Origin of the sequence: Gimesia sp. (assembly GCF_048260065.1) — a bacterium.
Classification (GTDB): domain Bacteria; phylum Planctomycetota; class Planctomycetia; order Planctomycetales; family Planctomycetaceae; genus Gimesia.
On record NZ_JBLXHC010000007.1, the window covers coordinates 96,167 to 112,063 of the forward strand.

12 protein-coding genes are annotated in these 15,897 nt (G+C 54.2%); 4 read left to right on the forward strand and 8 right to left on the reverse strand.

Translation table 11 applies throughout. From position 1 onward, the window contains the following. Window positions 1-13: 13 nt before the first annotated feature. Together ACN0YN_RS14680 and ACN0YN_RS14685 are read right to left on the reverse strand one after the other, a co-directional pair. The gene (locus tag ACN0YN_RS14680; protein WP_417385771.1) at window positions 14-1,450 is read right to left on the reverse strand and encodes a DUF1501 domain-containing protein; all 1,437 of its coding nucleotides are present in this window, start codon (window positions 1,448-1,450) and stop codon (window positions 14-16) included. A 229-nt stretch (window positions 1,451-1,679) separates the two neighbouring features. Beyond that, window positions 1,680-3,098 carry a mechanosensitive ion channel domain-containing protein gene (locus tag ACN0YN_RS14685; RefSeq protein WP_417385772.1) on the reverse strand — a complete coding sequence of 473 codons (1,419 nt, stop codon included), beginning with the start codon at window positions 3,096-3,098 and terminating at the stop codon, window positions 1,680-1,682. Window positions 3,099-3,348: 250 nt separating this feature from the next. On the opposite strand from ACN0YN_RS14685, the gene ACN0YN_RS14690 reads away from it, so the two are divergent. Continuing rightward, the gene (locus tag ACN0YN_RS14690) at window positions 3,349-5,736 is read left to right on the forward strand and encodes a dienelactone hydrolase family protein (protein WP_417385773.1); all 2,388 of its coding nucleotides are present in this window, start codon (window positions 3,349-3,351) and stop codon (window positions 5,734-5,736) included. A 2-nt stretch (window positions 5,737-5,738) separates the two neighbouring features. Here the strand turns inward: ACN0YN_RS14690 and ACN0YN_RS14695 are convergent, their stop codons facing one another. The 4 genes from ACN0YN_RS14695 to ACN0YN_RS14710 form a co-directional block, all read right to left on the reverse strand. Beyond that, complete coding sequence (locus ACN0YN_RS14695; RefSeq protein WP_417385774.1) at window positions 5,739-7,358, reverse strand: hypothetical protein; 1,620 nt, start codon at window positions 7,356-7,358, stop codon at window positions 5,739-5,741. A gap of 29 nt (window positions 7,359-7,387) precedes the next feature. Further along, window positions 7,388-8,932, reverse strand: a complete 1,545-nt coding sequence (locus ACN0YN_RS14700) for a hypothetical protein (RefSeq protein ID WP_417385775.1) — start codon at window positions 8,930-8,932, stop codon at window positions 7,388-7,390. 22 nt (window positions 8,933-8,954) lie between these two features. Then, on the reverse strand, window positions 8,955-9,755 hold the full coding sequence (locus ACN0YN_RS14705) for an alpha/beta hydrolase family protein (protein WP_417385776.1): 801 nt from the start codon (window positions 9,753-9,755) through the stop codon (window positions 8,955-8,957). An 83-nt stretch (window positions 9,756-9,838) separates the two neighbouring features. Continuing rightward, complete coding sequence (locus ACN0YN_RS14710; protein WP_417385777.1) at window positions 9,839-10,534, reverse strand: FadR/GntR family transcriptional regulator; 696 nt, start codon at window positions 10,532-10,534, stop codon at window positions 9,839-9,841. 112 nt (window positions 10,535-10,646) lie between these two features. On the opposite strand from ACN0YN_RS14710, the gene ACN0YN_RS14715 reads away from it, so the two are divergent. Genes ACN0YN_RS14715 through ACN0YN_RS14725 form a run of 3 tightly spaced genes read left to right on the forward strand, consistent with a single transcriptional unit; the run spans window position 10,647 to window position 13,951 of the window. Continuing rightward, window positions 10,647-11,375 carry an RraA family protein gene (locus tag ACN0YN_RS14715; RefSeq protein ID WP_417385778.1) on the forward strand — a complete coding sequence of 243 codons (729 nt, stop codon included), beginning with the start codon at window positions 10,647-10,649 and terminating at the stop codon, window positions 11,373-11,375. Between the two features lie 31 nt (window positions 11,376-11,406). After that, the gene (locus ACN0YN_RS14720) at window positions 11,407-12,270 is read left to right on the forward strand and encodes an alpha/beta hydrolase family protein (RefSeq protein ID WP_417385779.1); all 864 of its coding nucleotides are present in this window, start codon (window positions 11,407-11,409) and stop codon (window positions 12,268-12,270) included. A 25-nt stretch (window positions 12,271-12,295) separates the two neighbouring features. Next, the gene (locus ACN0YN_RS14725) at window positions 12,296-13,951 is read left to right on the forward strand and encodes a hypothetical protein (protein WP_417385780.1); all 1,656 of its coding nucleotides are present in this window, start codon (window positions 12,296-12,298) and stop codon (window positions 13,949-13,951) included. 18 nt (window positions 13,952-13,969) lie between these two features. On the opposite strand, the gene ACN0YN_RS14730 is transcribed toward ACN0YN_RS14725, so the two are convergent. Both ACN0YN_RS14730 and ACN0YN_RS14735 read right to left on the reverse strand, forming a co-directional pair. Beyond that, entirely contained in the window at window positions 13,970-14,158 is a 189-nt protein-coding gene (locus tag ACN0YN_RS14730) for a DUF6435 family protein (protein WP_417385781.1), read from the reverse strand. A gap of 134 nt (window positions 14,159-14,292) precedes the next feature. Beyond that, window positions 14,293-15,675 (reverse strand): sigma-54-dependent transcriptional regulator, encoded by a 1,383-nt coding sequence (locus ACN0YN_RS14735; protein WP_417385782.1) that lies wholly within the window; start codon window positions 15,673-15,675, stop codon window positions 14,293-14,295. Between the last annotated feature and the right edge of the window lie 222 nt (window positions 15,676-15,897).

The following is a 15,897-nucleotide window of genomic DNA, read 5'->3' on the forward strand; positions in this document are numbered from 1 at the left end:
AGACCATCGCAGCTTAGCCAAACAGCTGCTTGAGTGGCGCACCACTTTCGATGATCGGAATCGGTCGGTCTTCGCGATCAGGCAGGAAGATATCCGGATCAATTCCCAGCGACCAGTAAATCGTCTTCGCCAGATCTTCCGGGCTGACCGGGTTCTCAACCGGATAAGCGGCGTCTGCATCGGAAGTACCATACGCGATTCCCCCCTGCACACCCGCACCCGCCAGCAGACAGGGGAAGCAATGCGACCAGTGTCCGCGGCCCCAGGTTGCGGTCCCTCTAGGTGTCCGTCCCATCTCACCCACGGTAACCACCAGCGTTTCATCGAGCAGTCCCCGCTCTTCCAGATCGGTCAGCAGCGCCGAGTACGCCTGGTCAAAACCGGGCAACAGGTGATGCTGCAGATGATGCGCACTGCGATGCGAGTCCCAGCTGTATCCATCCGGGGCATCCCAGCAGACAGTTACAAAGCGGGCCCCCGCTTCGATCATCCGCCGCCCCATCAGGGTTGACTGGCCAAACAGATGCCGTCCGTAGCGATCGCGCAACTTTGCGGATTCCTTTTGAATATCAAACGCAGACCGCATCTTCTCGGAAGTGACCAGCGAGAGCGCCCGCTGTTGAATCCGGTCGTAGTTCTGGTACTGATGATCTTCGTGAAAATCCCGATTCGCCAGGTCAAACTGCTGCAGCAGACTGCTGCGACGGTTCAGACGATCCAGCGTCATCTCTTCTTTCGTTGCCAGTCCGCGAATCCGAAAGTCAAGTTCCGCATCGGTACAGTCGCGAAAGTAGGGATTGTCTGCATCGTTGCGTTTGCGAATGTCGGTGGCAAACGCGTTATACGCCGAACCCAGCCAGCCGGCATGCTGCCCGGTTCGTTCCAGCCCCTGCAGCACTCCCAGTCGATTGGGCAGATAAACATAATCGGGCAGCGCACGTTGATGTGCATCGGGACTCCGCCGGGACAGGTATTCCACAACGCTCCCCATCGCCGGCCAGTCGGTTCCCCGGGCATTGACATCGCCGCCGTCCGCAGCGGAACGGGTCCACTTGTGACCGGTCTGCATATAGTGGCAGGCGTTATGATCGTTGTGCGGATGCGTCATCGTGCGGATCACGCAGAACTTGTCAGAAATATTCGCTGTTTGAGGCAGGTACTCGCTGATCTGCAGACCCGGCGTACGACTGTCGATGGGCTGAAACGGACCGCGGATGCCGCTGGACGCTTCCGGCTTCATATCGAATGATTCCAACTGACTGGGACCACCAAACAGAAACAGAAACATCACCGACTTCGCCCGCCCGTTCTGAAACGCACCCGCGACTTCTTCCGCAGCCAGCACGCCCGGCAGACTCAATCCAAATAATCCCGCACCCCCGGCCTGCAACGCTTCGCGCCTTGTCAGACCGGAACAAACCTGCTTCGCATATCCATTCACTGTCAGCATAATTTCAGCCCTATCCGGAGTCAGTGACGATTGACGATATCCTTCGACAGTTTTCTTGAGTCGCTGCCTGCGAAGAATGCACCTGGAATAGTCTCAGTCTAGTGAACTATGAACAGAAGATCAATTCTTTTCTGTCTTCTGCAACAGAATTATCTGCGCACCTTCGGCTGGTCCCTGATCGACCAGGCTGGTCTCTCAGCTTGCACAGTCTGACGAATTATTTTTCAGATCAGGAAGATAACAGATCGGTCGAATCTTCTTCCGGATCGCGTGCCTGCTGGCTCTGTCGTTCCAGCTCGTTGTACTCACTGGCCAGGCTGCCTTCCGCTTCGGTAACGGTTTCCTCATCCTGCACGTCACCTGCGACACGCGCAGGCTTGCGAACTGTTTTTTGAGCAGGAGCCGCTGTCGTCACTTCTGTCTCCTCCGCAGAGACCATCGTGACCGGGACCCCTTGGGGAAAGATCACTTCCCGTGCGTCGTCCGGCATCGAGAAACCCTGTTCTTCAAACTTCGTCTTCACCAGCCGCATCATCGAAGAATTGACTTTCAACACACTATACTGATGGCCGTCGATCCAGTAATACAGTCGCAGATTCACTGTGGAAGAACCCAGGCTCTCGACCAGCACGGTCGGTTCAGGATCGTCGAGCACAGCGGGATGAGATTCCAGTATCTCTTTGGCAAGGGATTGCGCTTCGTTGAGAGGCACGTCGTATCCCACGCCTACCATGAAATCGAGTCTGACTTTGGGGTTTGAGGTAAAATTCAGAATCTTACTCTTATAGATAATGGCATTCGGGATCTGAATATGATTGCCGTCCAGCGACATCAGCAGCGTTCCGCGTGTATTAACGCGTTGCACAAAACCCTGAATACCTTCGACTTCAATCAGGTCGCCATAGCGAAACGGGTTCTGCATACTGATGAGAATACTGGCCAGGAAGTTTTCCGCGATATCCCGAAAGGCAATCCCCACGATCAGACCGAACAGCCCGGTTCCCCCCAGCACCGTCGCCGCCAGTCGCGTCAAACCGGCGATCTGCAATACCAGATAAATCCCCAACAGAAAAACGAGCAGCAGCAGTCCTTTGCGGACCACGCCTCGCAGCAGTTTATTCTGAAACCGTCTGAGCAGTGTAAAGTCGGCGATGTGTCCTGCAATGAACATCGCCAGAAACGTAAACAGCAGCACCAGCAGCGCTGCGAGAATGATGGGAATCGACTGCACGGACTTGCGCAGAATGGATTTCACCGTGCCATACGAGGCACTCAAATCGAACAGGTCGGGCTGTGTGATTTCGATCCGGTTAACGACCGCCACCACATCCTGTGTATTCCGTGAAAGATCGCCGGCCCATTGACGGTACTTCTCATCATCGGTGGTTCCCGACAGGAATGCGACACCATCCTGCACCTCAACGCGGGGTGCTTCGAACCACTCGGTCGCTTTGAGAATCCGCGTGAGCCGCGTCGATATTTCGGAGTCGGCCACTTCAGGCGTGACATTCACGGCTTTCGGTGCAGGCAGTGATTCCGCGGGGGGCGGTTCAGTCGGTTGTTCAGGCGTTTTCTCCTGCGCAACACAGACCAGCGAACAGACTCCCATGGCCAGCAGAAAAACCAGCATCCTGCTTACAGTATTCATTCAGCATCTCCTGTATTCGAAATACAAAACCGCATGCGCTGTGAGAGCGCAACAGGACAAACTAAAGCATATGCCATACCAGTCAGAATTTTTCTTGCTGTCCGTGAGGTTCCGATGAATTTCATACTGTCTGAATATTCAAAACAGAAAAAATCAGACGAATTGATTGCTCCTGCAGCGGTGACAGGGGTATCATCAACGGATACGGATCCTCACGAATCACGGAACAGAATCCAGCCAGGGAATCTCCATGAATAATTTCACCACACGCCGCTTCACGACTTGCCTCACCTTCGCCTCACTCTCCGTCAGTCTGTTCTCACTTTGTTTCACGCAAGCAAACGCAGGGGAAAAAAAAGAAGCCCCGCCCTGGGCCGTGCTGGAACCGGCTCCCGATCCGCGACCGCTGCCTCATACGATTCCCCTCATCGACCCGAGTGATCTTAGCGAAAAGATGATTGCCGGCATCGACAAGTTTCTGCTCAAGCAGATTGCACTCGCCGCCAAAGAGCGTCCGAAGCTGTGGAACCGGGATCTCTCTTCTCCGGAAGCCTATGCGAAATCGATCGCCGGCAAACAGGCTGAACTCTCAGCCATGCTCGGCATGACCGATCCGCTGGTCGCTGGACGCATCTCTTACATAGGCGATGCCGTCAGTCAGCCCACATCAGAATTCAAACTCTCTGAAGTCAGCTGGCCCACCCTGGATGACATGCAGGGCACGGGACTGCTGCTGGTTCCTGAAGGGACCATCCGCGGCGACATCGTTGCAATCCCCGAAGCGGACCAGATTCCTGAAGACCTGGTCTACGCGAAAAATCCGGCTTACGCCTATGCCCGGCAACTGGTACGTTCCGGCTTCCGTGTGTTGATTCCCACGCTGATCAATCGTGAAACCAATCAATGGAAAATGAGCAACCGCGAATGGGCACACCGTCCTTCCTTCGAGCTGGGGCGCACACTGGCCGGTTATGAAACGCAGAAGGTTCTCGCCGGTGTCAGTATTTTAAAACAGACCAGCAACGATCAAAAACGTCCCATCGGAGTCATTGGCTGGGGTGAAGGGGGACGACTCGCGCTCTATGCAGCCGCGTTGGACCCACGCATCAACGCCGCGGCCGTCTGCGGCTATTTCAGTTCGCGACAGTTTCTCTGGGAAGAACCCGCCGACCGCAATGTCTTCGGCCTGCTCAAAGTATTCGGCGATGCAGAAATCGCCAGCCTCGTCGCACCGCGGACACTGATTATCGAATCGGGCAAGTATCCCGAATACGGTTTCCGCACCACTGCCTGGGGCGAACTCGAAGTCAAGCAGGACGGCTATGCCCCCTTAAAAGGGAAACCGGGGCGTCTGCTCGTCCCCGATAAAGATGAAGTCAAAACCGAAGTCGCCCGCGCCCGGGAATTCACCGCTGCGCTGAAACCACAGGCACCGACTCTGACTCTCGTGGATTCGCAAGTCCCCGTCTCACAGGAAACACTCACCGCATTCGTCAAAAGTCTCGCACCGGATGCAAAACTCGCGGAACCATCCCAGACCTCGGAACTCAAATCACGCGAACAGGCGAACAAACGACACGACGCACAGTTGGCCGAGATCCTCAGACACAATCAACGTCTGCTGCAACTGGCTTATGAATCGCGCATCGAATTCATGAAGGATCTCAAAACCGATAGCCTGGAGAATTTCGAGAAATCGGTCGAACTGTATCGTAAGATCTTCCGGGATGAAGTGATTGGCTCCTTCGACCTGGAACTGCTGCCTGACAATGCCCGCAGCCGAAAATATCAGGTGGGGCCGAAGACGATCAGCTACGAAGTCGAAATGGAAGTCTTCCCCGATGTCACCGCGTATGGCATTCTGACATTACCCAAAGATATGAAACTGGATGGTTCCGAACAGCGGCCCGTCGTCGTCTGCCAGCATGGTCTGGAAGGACGTCCGCAGCATACCGTGGGCGAAGAAGGTTATCGTGCCTATAAATCCTTCGCCACCCATCTGGCGGAACGGGGTTTCATCACCTTTGCTCCCCAGAACCCGTATGTGCTGTTCGATCGTTTCCGCACACTGCAGTTCAAATCACAGTCCATCGGCCGAACCCTGTTTTCGATCGCTGTACCGCAGCATCAGCAGATCACCAACTGGCTCTCGACGCTGCCGTTTGTCGATGAAAGGCGGATCGGCTTCTACGGGATTTCCTATGGCGGGAAATCAGCCATGCGAATTCCCCCGCTCGTCAAGAACTACGCGCTCTCGATCTGCTCGGCTGACTTTGGTGAGTGGGTCTGGAAAAACGCTGCCACCGACAAACGCTCCCTGCGATACAGCTATGCGAATAAAGGGGAATACGAAATCTTCGAATGGAATCTGGGCGGGACTTTCAACTACGCCGAGATGGCCGCCCTCATCTGTCCGCGGCCTTTCATGGTGGAACGGGGTCACTTTGATGGCGTGGAACCCGACGACCGCGTTGCCCAGGAATATGCCAAGGTGCGATTTCTCTACCAGGCACAGCTGGGCATTGGTGATCGACAGGAACTGGAATTCATCAAAGGACCGCACGCCATCCACGAACAGGGTTCGTACGACTTTTTACACAAACACCTGAACTGGCCCGCCCCCAAAGACGCGGACTGAGCTTAGTTCCCCACGTACAAAGCATAAAACTTCGTCTCTGTGGAATTCGGGAAGGTCACCCGTGCTGCCAGTTTTTTGCCAGCCGGTAAAGGACCGTTCCCCGCGTCCGACCAGACGACCGGCGTGCGCGTTCCCGACTTTGTAATGTGGGCCGCTTTTTCACCCGAGTAACCGGGTAGAGGTTTATCGAATTCATCGACCAGTTCAATCGTCAACGGGTTCCCGGCTGAGATGCCTTCCACATTCACGAACAGTTTCAGATTCCCCTCGGTTTCAAAAGGGGCGGTCACGAAGTGCGCGGAACTGTCTTTCACTTTCGGCGAAAGATAACCGAAGCCGTCCCGTCTAAGTGTTGCCAGACCGATCTCCATGTTCTTGAGTTTTCCGCCCGTATCCCAGTGGGAATACCACATCAACGTTTCATCCCCCCGGTTGACGAATGCATGCCCCTGTAACAGAGCAATGTCATCCCACTCACCCTGCTTTCCTCGGGCGATGACACTATGATCGGGAACGGGCTCGCGGAAGTGAATTCCATCATTGCTGACGACCAGTCCCAGATCAATTGTTACTCCTTTGTTCCAATGTTCGCCTTTGGGTGGTTTCTGAGGCGCATCCTGCCACATTCCATACAGGCCCACCAGCACATTGCCCCGATTCCAGATGCCTGCCCCCATGTGAGTCTGCTGACCGGGAACCGGCGTTGATGTCAACTGCCCCGGTCGTGCAAAGGAAAGGGCTTTGCCCCGCGACCAGTGATCGAAGTCGGAGGACCGGTAGGCAAGCATCACACGCCCGGCATCTGAGCCATCCATCCGCCAGCTCCAGGGCGAAAGCAGCTGACCGTTGGCATAATAAAAATTGCCGAACTGATACAGGCTGGAGACTTCAAACCGTTCTCCCCCGGCATTCGCAGGACGGTCACCGACCACATCCCACGTTAACCCGTCGGCACTGGTCGCGGTGACAAACGCGCCCCAGCGACGTTCATCGGGGCCGATCTTGCTGCGTCCGCCACGCACATCAGCAAACGGCGGATGCGCGATGTAGGCACATTTAAAACGACGTTTTGGATCGGGATCGTGGGCATCATATAACACGCTCAGAAAATCATTCACTTTTCCGAGCGCAGGAACTTCCGATTGAATCAGGCAGATATTGTTCTGTTTGTTGCCGTTGAATTCCACCAGATTCAAGTTTGGTTTGGCCCAGTGAATCCCGTCGTCACTCTCAGCGTAGCACATGGGTCGCCACCAGCCGGGTGCCTGACCACTTTTAATGGCGGTCTCGAACATCCCCAGGTACCACATGCGAAATTTTCCGTCGATGAACATCACAGAGCCGTACAGAATCGCATGCCCGTGATCCGGGGCGCCCTCCGGTCCACGACGCAGCACGGGATTCGCGGGATGCTTCTTCGCGGTCACTGGCGTCAGCTGCAGATTATTCCGCCAGGGAATCGCGTGATCGTCAAACGAGAAGAAAACTGCTTCGTCCACCTCCGGTCCGCGGTTCACCGACACCGTTTGTGCAGACAGACCGGCGGGCAGGAGCGGGATTACCGCGAAGAACAGGCAGGAAAGGACGATTCGTTTTAACACAGCGATTAGCGAGGCAGGCATGGGTTCTCTTTCGTTTTCATTGTGTAACATCAGGGGAGGAGAGACTGGACGCGTACAGAATCAAGTTCGTTTTGCGGGATAGTTGACTGTTTCAGTTTTGTGAGATCAGCGCCACAGCCGGTCTCAGCGGTGATGCTGCTGACCCATTTCGATTCGCGTTCCTGTCCGGTCAGCTGTTGAAACTGAGCGAACTGGTCCGGCGTAAAAAATGTTTTATCGACACGCAGGCTCTGCAGTGCGTAGCGGTTCCGGTCCGCCGTCCATTTGACATCCTTCCAGATCAGCAGTTCCGGGTTTAATGCATCTTCCCTGTTGGCACTCGCCGCCAGATAATCGTACGCCGCGTGTGCGTCAGCGGGAGCAGCAGCACCGATAATCAGCGAGTCAGACAAACGCACGTCGCCTCCGGTCGCCTGAAAATTGAGGCCCATCAGCGTCACATGGCTGGCGTCCAGGACACAGTTGCGGGAGACACGGACTTCATTTTTACCAGCGACTCTGCGGATGAAGACATTCTTCATCGTCAGCGAACAGGGTTGCTCGGGATTATCGCGACCCGACAGCATCAGCGTTCGCACCGCTGAAGAAAGTACGACCGAATTGGTCAGCGTATAACGGCCCGTATCCAGAAAGAACAGGTCGAAGCCCAGACAGTCGCGGATGAAGACCCGGTTGTAACTGGTTTTGCTCGCGCCGGTATCGCAGATCCCCGTGGAATTTCCGATCGACACAAATCCATCCACTCGGTACTCGGCGGTCTCGTGCGCGCTGATCCCGTCATCGCCACATTCAATCGCACGGATATTCTCGAACAGCACATCTTCACAATGCCCGTGAATATTGAAGCCATCGTTGTAGGGATGCGTGCAGGTCAGATTGCGAATTACCAGATGCGCATTGTGATTCTTCCCCGAGCCACCAAACTGGACGCCGGCTGAACGGACTGGATAGCGCAGATTCTGCTCACTCAGCTGGGCCCCCGAAGAGAGTTTCAAATAGAAGACACCATTTACCTGCGAACTCTGTTTTGCGTCTACTGTTTGTGCGGTCGGATCTGCTTTTTTCACAAACGTCCATTCACCCGGCTGCAGATCATCGGGCTGTTTGAATTCTTTACTGGGCCCTTTGGATGTGCGGCCCATGTGGACCATCTTGCCGTCCCACAGAAAAAACCAGCGCTGCAGAATCGCATCGCTCAACGCGGGCATCAGATTCTCACAACGATACAGGTCTGTCTTGACTTCTGCCCACTGTGTCACATCAATCGGTTCGGAACCTTCCAGCGTTGCACCATGTCCGTCAAGGATGATCGGCTTATCGGGGGTTCCCTGTTTTCCATAAAAGCCTGCGTACTCATGATAGACTTTCGGCTGCAGGTGGATTGTGTCCCCCGGTTTCGCAATGCGTATCGCCTGACGAATGGTTTTCAGTGGTCCCTCTGTCGCAGCATCGTTCCCCTGATCCGGGTCGACGTGAATATCATCAGCGCTGGCAGTGTCACAAATCAGCAGCACGCAGACAGTGAACAGAGAAAGCCAGCCGACCCGATTCAGATTGAGATCATTACTTAACATGGAAAGCGCTCTTAAGAGTAGTTTATTTCGCAGGGGGGTGATCGGGAGTGCCGACCCGTTTCAGAAACCAGTCTGCTGCCAGATCTGTTGAGCCGGCTGGAACCGTGTGCCCTTTCGGTTCTGCAATCACATGCAGGTCTACCTGGCTCTGCTTTGCTTTTTCGAGTCCCGCCTGTGTGATACTGCGGGCCACCGCAATCGCTTCGTCAGTCCCCACGCGCAAATCGCGGTCGCCGATCACAATCCAAACAGGACGTCCCGCCAGTTTCTCTGCATTTCGAATCATACTCAGCGACTGCACCATTTTATTTTGGGCCCGCGATTTGAATTCATTCAGAACCGTCAGATCGGTCACCGGTGCAAATGCGGCAACGCCTTTTACCCGGGGATCATGGGCGGCGAACTGCAGCGCGAGATATCCACCCCGTGAAGTACCACATACGCCCACATAATCGGGATTAGTCCGTCCGTCGGCGATCAGTTCATCAAGCACCTGACTGAGTCGTCGGTTGTTGTCGGCGACAAAGTCGTCTCCCTGCTCACAACGCCAGGCCCAGCCACTCAAACCCGTTGGCTCGGGGGGACGATGCTCTTTACCGTGACAGGGAATATCCACAGAGACCAGCAGGTAACCGGCTTTCGCCAGCTGGTTGCCACACTGACGAAAATAGGGACTGCCCAGTGTCCCCTCCATGGTACCCGCCAGAATGAACAGCGTCGGCTGTGGCTGATCGGGCAATGGGCCCCAGGTCGCATACTCGGTTCCCGTTTTTGTTTTATGCAGTTCAACCGCGGGTTCCGCTGCCGGGAGTATCGCAGTCATAAGCACAAACGCCAATCCCGGCAATAGTCTCTTCGAGCACACATTCATGATAAATTCCTCAGGGTAATTCTGCAGGTTGCTATTCAAGTCGAATTGTTCTGATTCAGCCAGTTGCGCGACTGCATCTGCATCATCGTGCGGGCCCGGTTGGAATCGCGATCCCGGATCGCCGCCGCCAGTTCCTGGTGTTCCCAGATCATCCGTTCGCCCGTCGTTTCGTCGGACTGATATTCCTGATAGACCGATTGGAAGAAATTCACGAGGACCCGCTGCATGCCGGCAATCAGGGTCGAAGATGTCATCTGCAACAACAGGGAGTGAAACGCGATATCCAGTTCCGCGATGCGTTCGGGCTGATCGCTGCGTATCGCTGTCGCCATCTCGTCTGCCCGTTTACACAGCTGCTGGCATTGCTCATCGCTGCCATTGCGAATCGCCAGATCGACGGCCCCCATCTCGACCACATACCGCAACATCGAAAGCTCGGAGACATCCTGCTCGGAGTCAAACAGCGAAGGGAGCCCCAGTTGCAGCAGCCTCAGCGGATCGGGTCGACGCACAATCAGACCGATGCGTTTACGCCCTTCCAGCAGTCCAATCGCCGTCAGTCGGCTGACTGCTTCCCGGGCGACTGTCCGCGAAACCTGATATTCTTCCGCCAGATCGGATTCCGTCATGAAAAACGCCCCGTCCGCGAGCCGTTCCGACTGAATTCGTTGCCGAATCCGCTCTGCCAGCTCATCAGACTGGGTCACCTGGTAATTGATTTCGGTCGACATATATACTATTTATTTTCTTCAACAGACCAATATTTTGATTTACAACCGGATTATTTATGATTAAATACTATCTATTCTCTTTTCAATGTCAAATCAATTTTTGAGAACGACTATGGCTTCCCTACCTGATCTGGCTGAATTACGACGTTTTGATACCCCGACGATCTGCAATGCCATTGAGCTGTTCGAGGTCCGCTCCCGCACTGCGGGATATATGAACCGCAATATCGCCGCCTGCTTTCCGCAGCTGCCGCCCATGGTCGGTTACGCGGCGACGACCACTTTTCGTTCGTCTGCACCGGCGGACAGTTCGATTGATCCCGGCATCCCGGCGCGGCTCATCAGTTCCTTCGCAGAGTTACCCGGCCCCGCAGTGGTGGTCTTCCAGGATCTGGACGATCCGCCAGCCGGCGCGACGTTCGGTGACGGGATGTGCCTGACTTACAAGACCTTTGGCGCGGTGGGTCTGATCACGTCCGGAGCCGCCCGCGATATCGATAATGTGCGTGCCCTCGATTTTCCCTGCTTCAGTCATGGCGTCATGAGCGGACACGGTTACTGCCACTTCGAAGCGACTGGCGTGCCTGTTGAAATCGGTGGCGTGACAATTCATCCCGGCGATTTACTGCACGGCGACTGTAACGGCGTGGTGACGATCCCCCCTGAAATTGCCGCTGCTGTCCCTTATGCCTGCGAGCAGTATCTGAAATATGAAGCGATTGTGCTCGATCCCCTGCGGGAAGGTTCTGCGGATCTGGACCGGCATCAACGGGCTATCCAGGAACTGCTCGCGCGACTCAACGAATTGAAAGTGGAATTGAAAACGATGATCGAGTCCTGAAGACGACAACGTTTTTTGAAATGAGTTTTCCATGCAACACATCAACGCGAATCATAGCTGGTACCGAATCCTAACGATGGTCACACTTCTGATTGGACTCGGTTCGTCTTCACTCCTGGCAGCCGAGACAGACGAAGATTCTTCAGAAAAAATCACGCGGCATCAGTACACAGATCCTCAAACGGGAAAAAAAACTCCGTATCTGCTGTACCACCCGGTCAGAAAATCCGCTGCCGGTCCCACTTCGCTGCTCATCTATCTGCATGGAGCCGGGGGATCGCTCAAGAGCTACAATTATTCACGCGAACCTTATCAGAAATTACGTCAGGAACTCTCCCGCCGTGGATTCTACGTGGTCGTTCCCGAACTGGGTAAACTGCATTTCATGAACCAGACGGCCAGGCAGGCACTGGACGGGGTGACTGCGGAGGTGCTCAAAGCGCATAATATCTCTCAAGATCGCGTTCACATCATGGGGACCAGCATGGGAGGCGGTTCGTCGCTCGCTTATACCCTGCATCGCCCCGACCTGATCCGTTCCGTCTGCGCCGTGATGCCGATGACCGACTTTGCGGACTGGATCAACGAGAATCCCCGCTATGCCAAACCAGTGACAGCCGCTTATGGCGGGTCCCCCGAACAGGTTCCTGATGCGTACCGCATCACCTCGGCAATGCAAAATGTGGATAAGTTTCAGAATATCCCTGTCATGCTGATCCATGGAATGAAGGATCGCACGGTATTGCCTCAACACAGTCAGAAACTGGCAGAACTGCTCCAAAAGAAAAACTACCAATGCGAACTGATCACACTGGAGAACCTCGCGCACTCGGATGAAGTCATGCGGAGTGTGCAGCTGCAGGCGGCAGACTTCTTCGAACAGGCCACGCAATAATTCTTTTTTTACAGGATACATATCGATGTTGAGAACCGCACCACTCTGTTTCCTGCTGTTTCTGTCTCTCGTTATTACTTTAATTACAGGCAATAACGCGTTTGCTGCGGATGCGAATTCCGGCTCGAAGACGCTGTTGCTCGTCGACGATCATCACATCCTGTATCGTGCAGGCACAAAACGTGTTTTTCATCATGCGGACTCGTATGCCGAAAATCCGGTCGTGCGGGAAGATCAGCCCTGGGAACTGGCGATCGGCTGGTCTTCGATTCATCGCAATCCCGAGACAGGCCTCTACCAGTTATGGTACCAGGCGTATGCCGGCGGACGCGATCCGCGGAAAACGCATCGCTGCGTGGTCTGTTATGCGGAATCGGAAGACGGCATCCACTTCACAAAACCCATGCTGAAACTGCATGACTTTAAAACGGACCGCAAACCCTGGGAGGGTGAATTCCCGGAAACCAATATCGTACTGCTGGCATCGGGCGGCTACGGAGACCGCTACTGCAATTCGGTTCTGTTTGAGCCGGGGGAAACAGATCCCACGCGGCGTTATAAAATGTTGTATTACGATTTCTCTCCCGATGAGAATCAGCAGGAATGGCCTGGCTGGCACGCCGCATTTTCTCCCGACGGCATCCACTGGTCAAAATCACCCAGGAATCCACTCAACCAGACCGCGTATGGCGGACGCACGCAACAGCCTCTTTTCGCTGAGGAAGAGCCTTATAAAGAGCAATGGGACAAACGGAAAAACTTCATGCGTAAGCAGTGGCTGCTGCCGCTGTCGATGTCGGATGCAGTCGATGTGTTCTACGATCCGAAACAAAAAGAATACGCCGTCTATGGAAAATGCTGGCTGAATGGTCCTGATGGCGGACTGGCCTGGAAACATGCAATGGCCCGTTCCCGCAGTAAAGATTTTCTCACCTGGTCTGCCCCGGAAATTGTCTGTTCGCCCGATGACCAGGACGCAGCCAATACGGAATTCCATAACTCCCCCGTCTTCTTTTACAACGACTGTTATTTCTGTCTGAACCAGATTCTGCGGGCGCGGGGTGAAGCCGTCGGAGCGAAAGCAGATCTGATGCACATCGAACTGATGATCAGCCGGGACGGCATCCACTGGGAGCGTCCCTGCCGCGAACTGTCGTTCATTCCCCAGCAGCCTTTCTCGAGTGGCGGCATCTTCACGAATGCGACGCCTGTGTTCCTGCAGGATTCGATTCGCTTTTACTACGGCGGTTATACCAGCGGTGCCATTGGGGGTGGTGCAAAACTGACGGACGACAGTCAACAGAGCGGCGTCGGCATGGCGGCACTGCCTCTGGATCGATTTGCGGGAGTACGGCCGGTCGAATTAAGTGCGCAGTCGACGCTAAAGAAACCACTCAAGAACATCGGACAGGTCACCCTCAAGCCACTCGATCTGAAAGACATTCAGGCGATCACAGTGAATGCAGACGCATCGGAGGGAAAAATTCAGGTGGAACTGCTGACCGAAGCCGGCTTTCGAATCCCGGGCTTCACGAAAGCTGAAGCCAAAGCGTTGAGCGGAGATTCTCTGGCGCATCAAGTCAGTTGGAAAAAGCAGTCGTTAAAAGATCTGCCTGCAGGGAAATACATGCTGCGACTGCATCTGGATAACGCCGAGGTGTTTGCAGTGACCTTGAAATAATAATCGATTCAGACCGGCTCACTTGCCAGAGTCTGCAGTCGGCTCGGGCAGGCTGTCGATCTCCTGCAGCAGGGATTCTGCCTCCGCCATCAGTTGTGCGTATCCCTGAATATTTCCGTTGCGCTGGGCGTCCCGCGCCTGTTCCAGCTTGTGTGCATATTGCGCTTCCAGTTTTTTCCGTGGATCACGACGCAGCCAGCCAAACATAATTTAACCTTGAAAAGAAGAAGTGTGACGCTTATCAACATGATGCGTTATAGAAGTCAGCATGTATTTGACAATGTCACGATCTTCTTCGATTCAAAATATCTGGGTGAGCAACGCGGGCTGATTACGTCAGATCAGGAATCGCCATGGTGAGCCAGGGTCTGTTCGCGGATGCCCCAGGCCTTCAGTTTACGCTGCAACGTTCGAACCGACATCCCCAGCGATTTTGCGGAGTGCGTCCGGTTCCCGTGGTTGCGGCTCAACGTCTGCTGAATCGCTTTGCGTTCCAGTTCTTCCAGTCGCATGCCTTCGGGAATAATAATGCTGTCATGAGCCGCTTCACTTTTCCGCAGCATATCAGGCAGATCATCCATTGTTAACATGCCCGATTTTGACAGTACCACCATACTCTCCAGACAGTTGCGCAACTGCCTTACATTTCCCGGCCAGGAATGGTTTGCGAGATATTGCTGCAGCTCAGGTGACAACTCCGGTCTCTTCTTCTGAATCTGCTCACAGATCTGGTTCAAAAAGCTGTCTACCAGCAGTGCAATATCTTCATTCCGATTTCGCAGCGGAGGCAGTTTCAGGTTGATCACATTCAAACGGTAATACAGGTCTTCCCGGAACCGTCCCTCTTCGACCAGTTTTTCCAGATTATGACTGGTGGCGGCAACCACGCGCACATCAACATGACGATCCTGGTTACTGCCAATCGGTGTGATTGTGTGATTTTCCAGAACCCGCAGCAGTTTTGCCTGCGACTCCAGTTTGAAATCACCAATCTCATCGATAAACAGTGTACCACGATGGGCGGCTTCAAAACGTCCCCGGCGGGTTTCCGTCGCACCGGTAAACGAACCTTTGGTATGACCAAACAGTTCACTTTCCACAAGGTGTTCCGGAACCGCAGCCATATTCACGGTTACAAACGGCTCTACTGCACGCGGGCTGTTGCGATGAATGGCCTCAGCAATCAGCTCTTTTCCTGTGCCTGATTCTCCGGTGATCAACACAGTACTGTCTGTCTGCGCGACACGGCAGGCGTCTTCAAATATTTCCTGCATCGCCGTGGACTGTCCCACAATGTTTTCAAAACCCTGATGCGACGTTCGCAGGCGGGACGAATTCATCTGGGGCGATTTATCTCGAACGGCACGCAGACAGGTTATGATGGACCGAATCAGTTTTTCAGGATTCACCGGCTTATGCAGATAGTCGGCTGCCCCCTGCTTCATCGCTGCCACTGCGGCATCGATATTGTCCGAACTCGTCACCACGATACAGGGAACTTCCGGTTTGCGGCTTTTCCAATACTGTATCTGCTGCAGAGTATCCTGAGTACTCTGATCGAGATCAATCACGACCAGATCCACATTCTGTTCGACCGGTCGGTTTGTCAGCTGTGAGTGACTGACCGTGATCGAATGAAAATTATGCTGTCTTAAAAAGTCAGACAGAACAGCCTGTCCTGACTTACCATCCTCTATGATTAAGATTGTCTGTTGTTTCAACATGTTCCGCTCCCTGATGAAAGTTTGAAAACTTTGGAATTCTGGCTTTGCAAAGTCTGTGCCATTCCGAAAAACCGGGAGTTTCCGCACGTTCTGGAAAGAACAGCGGTCGCTGAGCGATCATCCTGAACGCTCAGCGACCAACCGATAGGACAAACTGACGCATTTCCTGCCAGAACCATCTCCGGTATACATAAAAACAGAAAAACCGCAGCAAAGCTCTCA

What these genes read in the sequence shown, in the direction of transcription:
- ACN0YN_RS14680 (WP_417385771.1), bottom strand. Translation starts at nt 1,450, where the DNA reads ATGCTGACAGTGAATGGATATGCGAAGCAGGTTTGTTCCGGTCTGACA.
- ACN0YN_RS14685 (WP_417385772.1), bottom strand. Translation starts at nt 3,098, where the DNA reads ATGAATACTGTAAGCAGGATGCTGGTTTTTCTGCTGGCCATGGGAGTC.
- ACN0YN_RS14690 (WP_417385773.1), top strand. Translation starts at nt 3,349, where the DNA reads ATGAATAATTTCACCACACGCCGCTTCACGACTTGCCTCACCTTCGCC.
- ACN0YN_RS14695 (WP_417385774.1), bottom strand. Translation starts at nt 7,358, where the DNA reads ATGCCTGCCTCGCTAATCGCTGTGTTAAAACGAATCGTCCTTTCCTGC.
- ACN0YN_RS14700 (WP_417385775.1), bottom strand. Translation starts at nt 8,932, where the DNA reads ATGTTAAGTAATGATCTCAATCTGAATCGGGTCGGCTGGCTTTCTCTG.
- ACN0YN_RS14705 (WP_417385776.1), bottom strand. Translation starts at nt 9,755, where the DNA reads ATGACTGCGATACTCCCGGCAGCGGAACCCGCGGTTGAACTGCATAAA.
- ACN0YN_RS14710 (WP_417385777.1), bottom strand. Translation starts at nt 10,534, where the DNA reads ATGTCGACCGAAATCAATTACCAGGTGACCCAGTCTGATGAGCTGGCA.
- ACN0YN_RS14715 (WP_417385778.1), top strand. Translation starts at nt 10,647, where the DNA reads ATGGCTTCCCTACCTGATCTGGCTGAATTACGACGTTTTGATACCCCG.
- ACN0YN_RS14720 (WP_417385779.1), top strand. Translation starts at nt 11,407, where the DNA reads ATGCAACACATCAACGCGAATCATAGCTGGTACCGAATCCTAACGATG.
- ACN0YN_RS14725 (WP_417385780.1), top strand. Translation starts at nt 12,296, where the DNA reads ATGTTGAGAACCGCACCACTCTGTTTCCTGCTGTTTCTGTCTCTCGTT.
- ACN0YN_RS14730 (WP_417385781.1), bottom strand. Translation starts at nt 14,158, where the DNA reads ATGTTTGGCTGGCTGCGTCGTGATCCACGGAAAAAACTGGAAGCGCAA.
- ACN0YN_RS14735 (WP_417385782.1), bottom strand. Translation starts at nt 15,675, where the DNA reads ATGTTGAAACAACAGACAATCTTAATCATAGAGGATGGTAAGTCAGGA.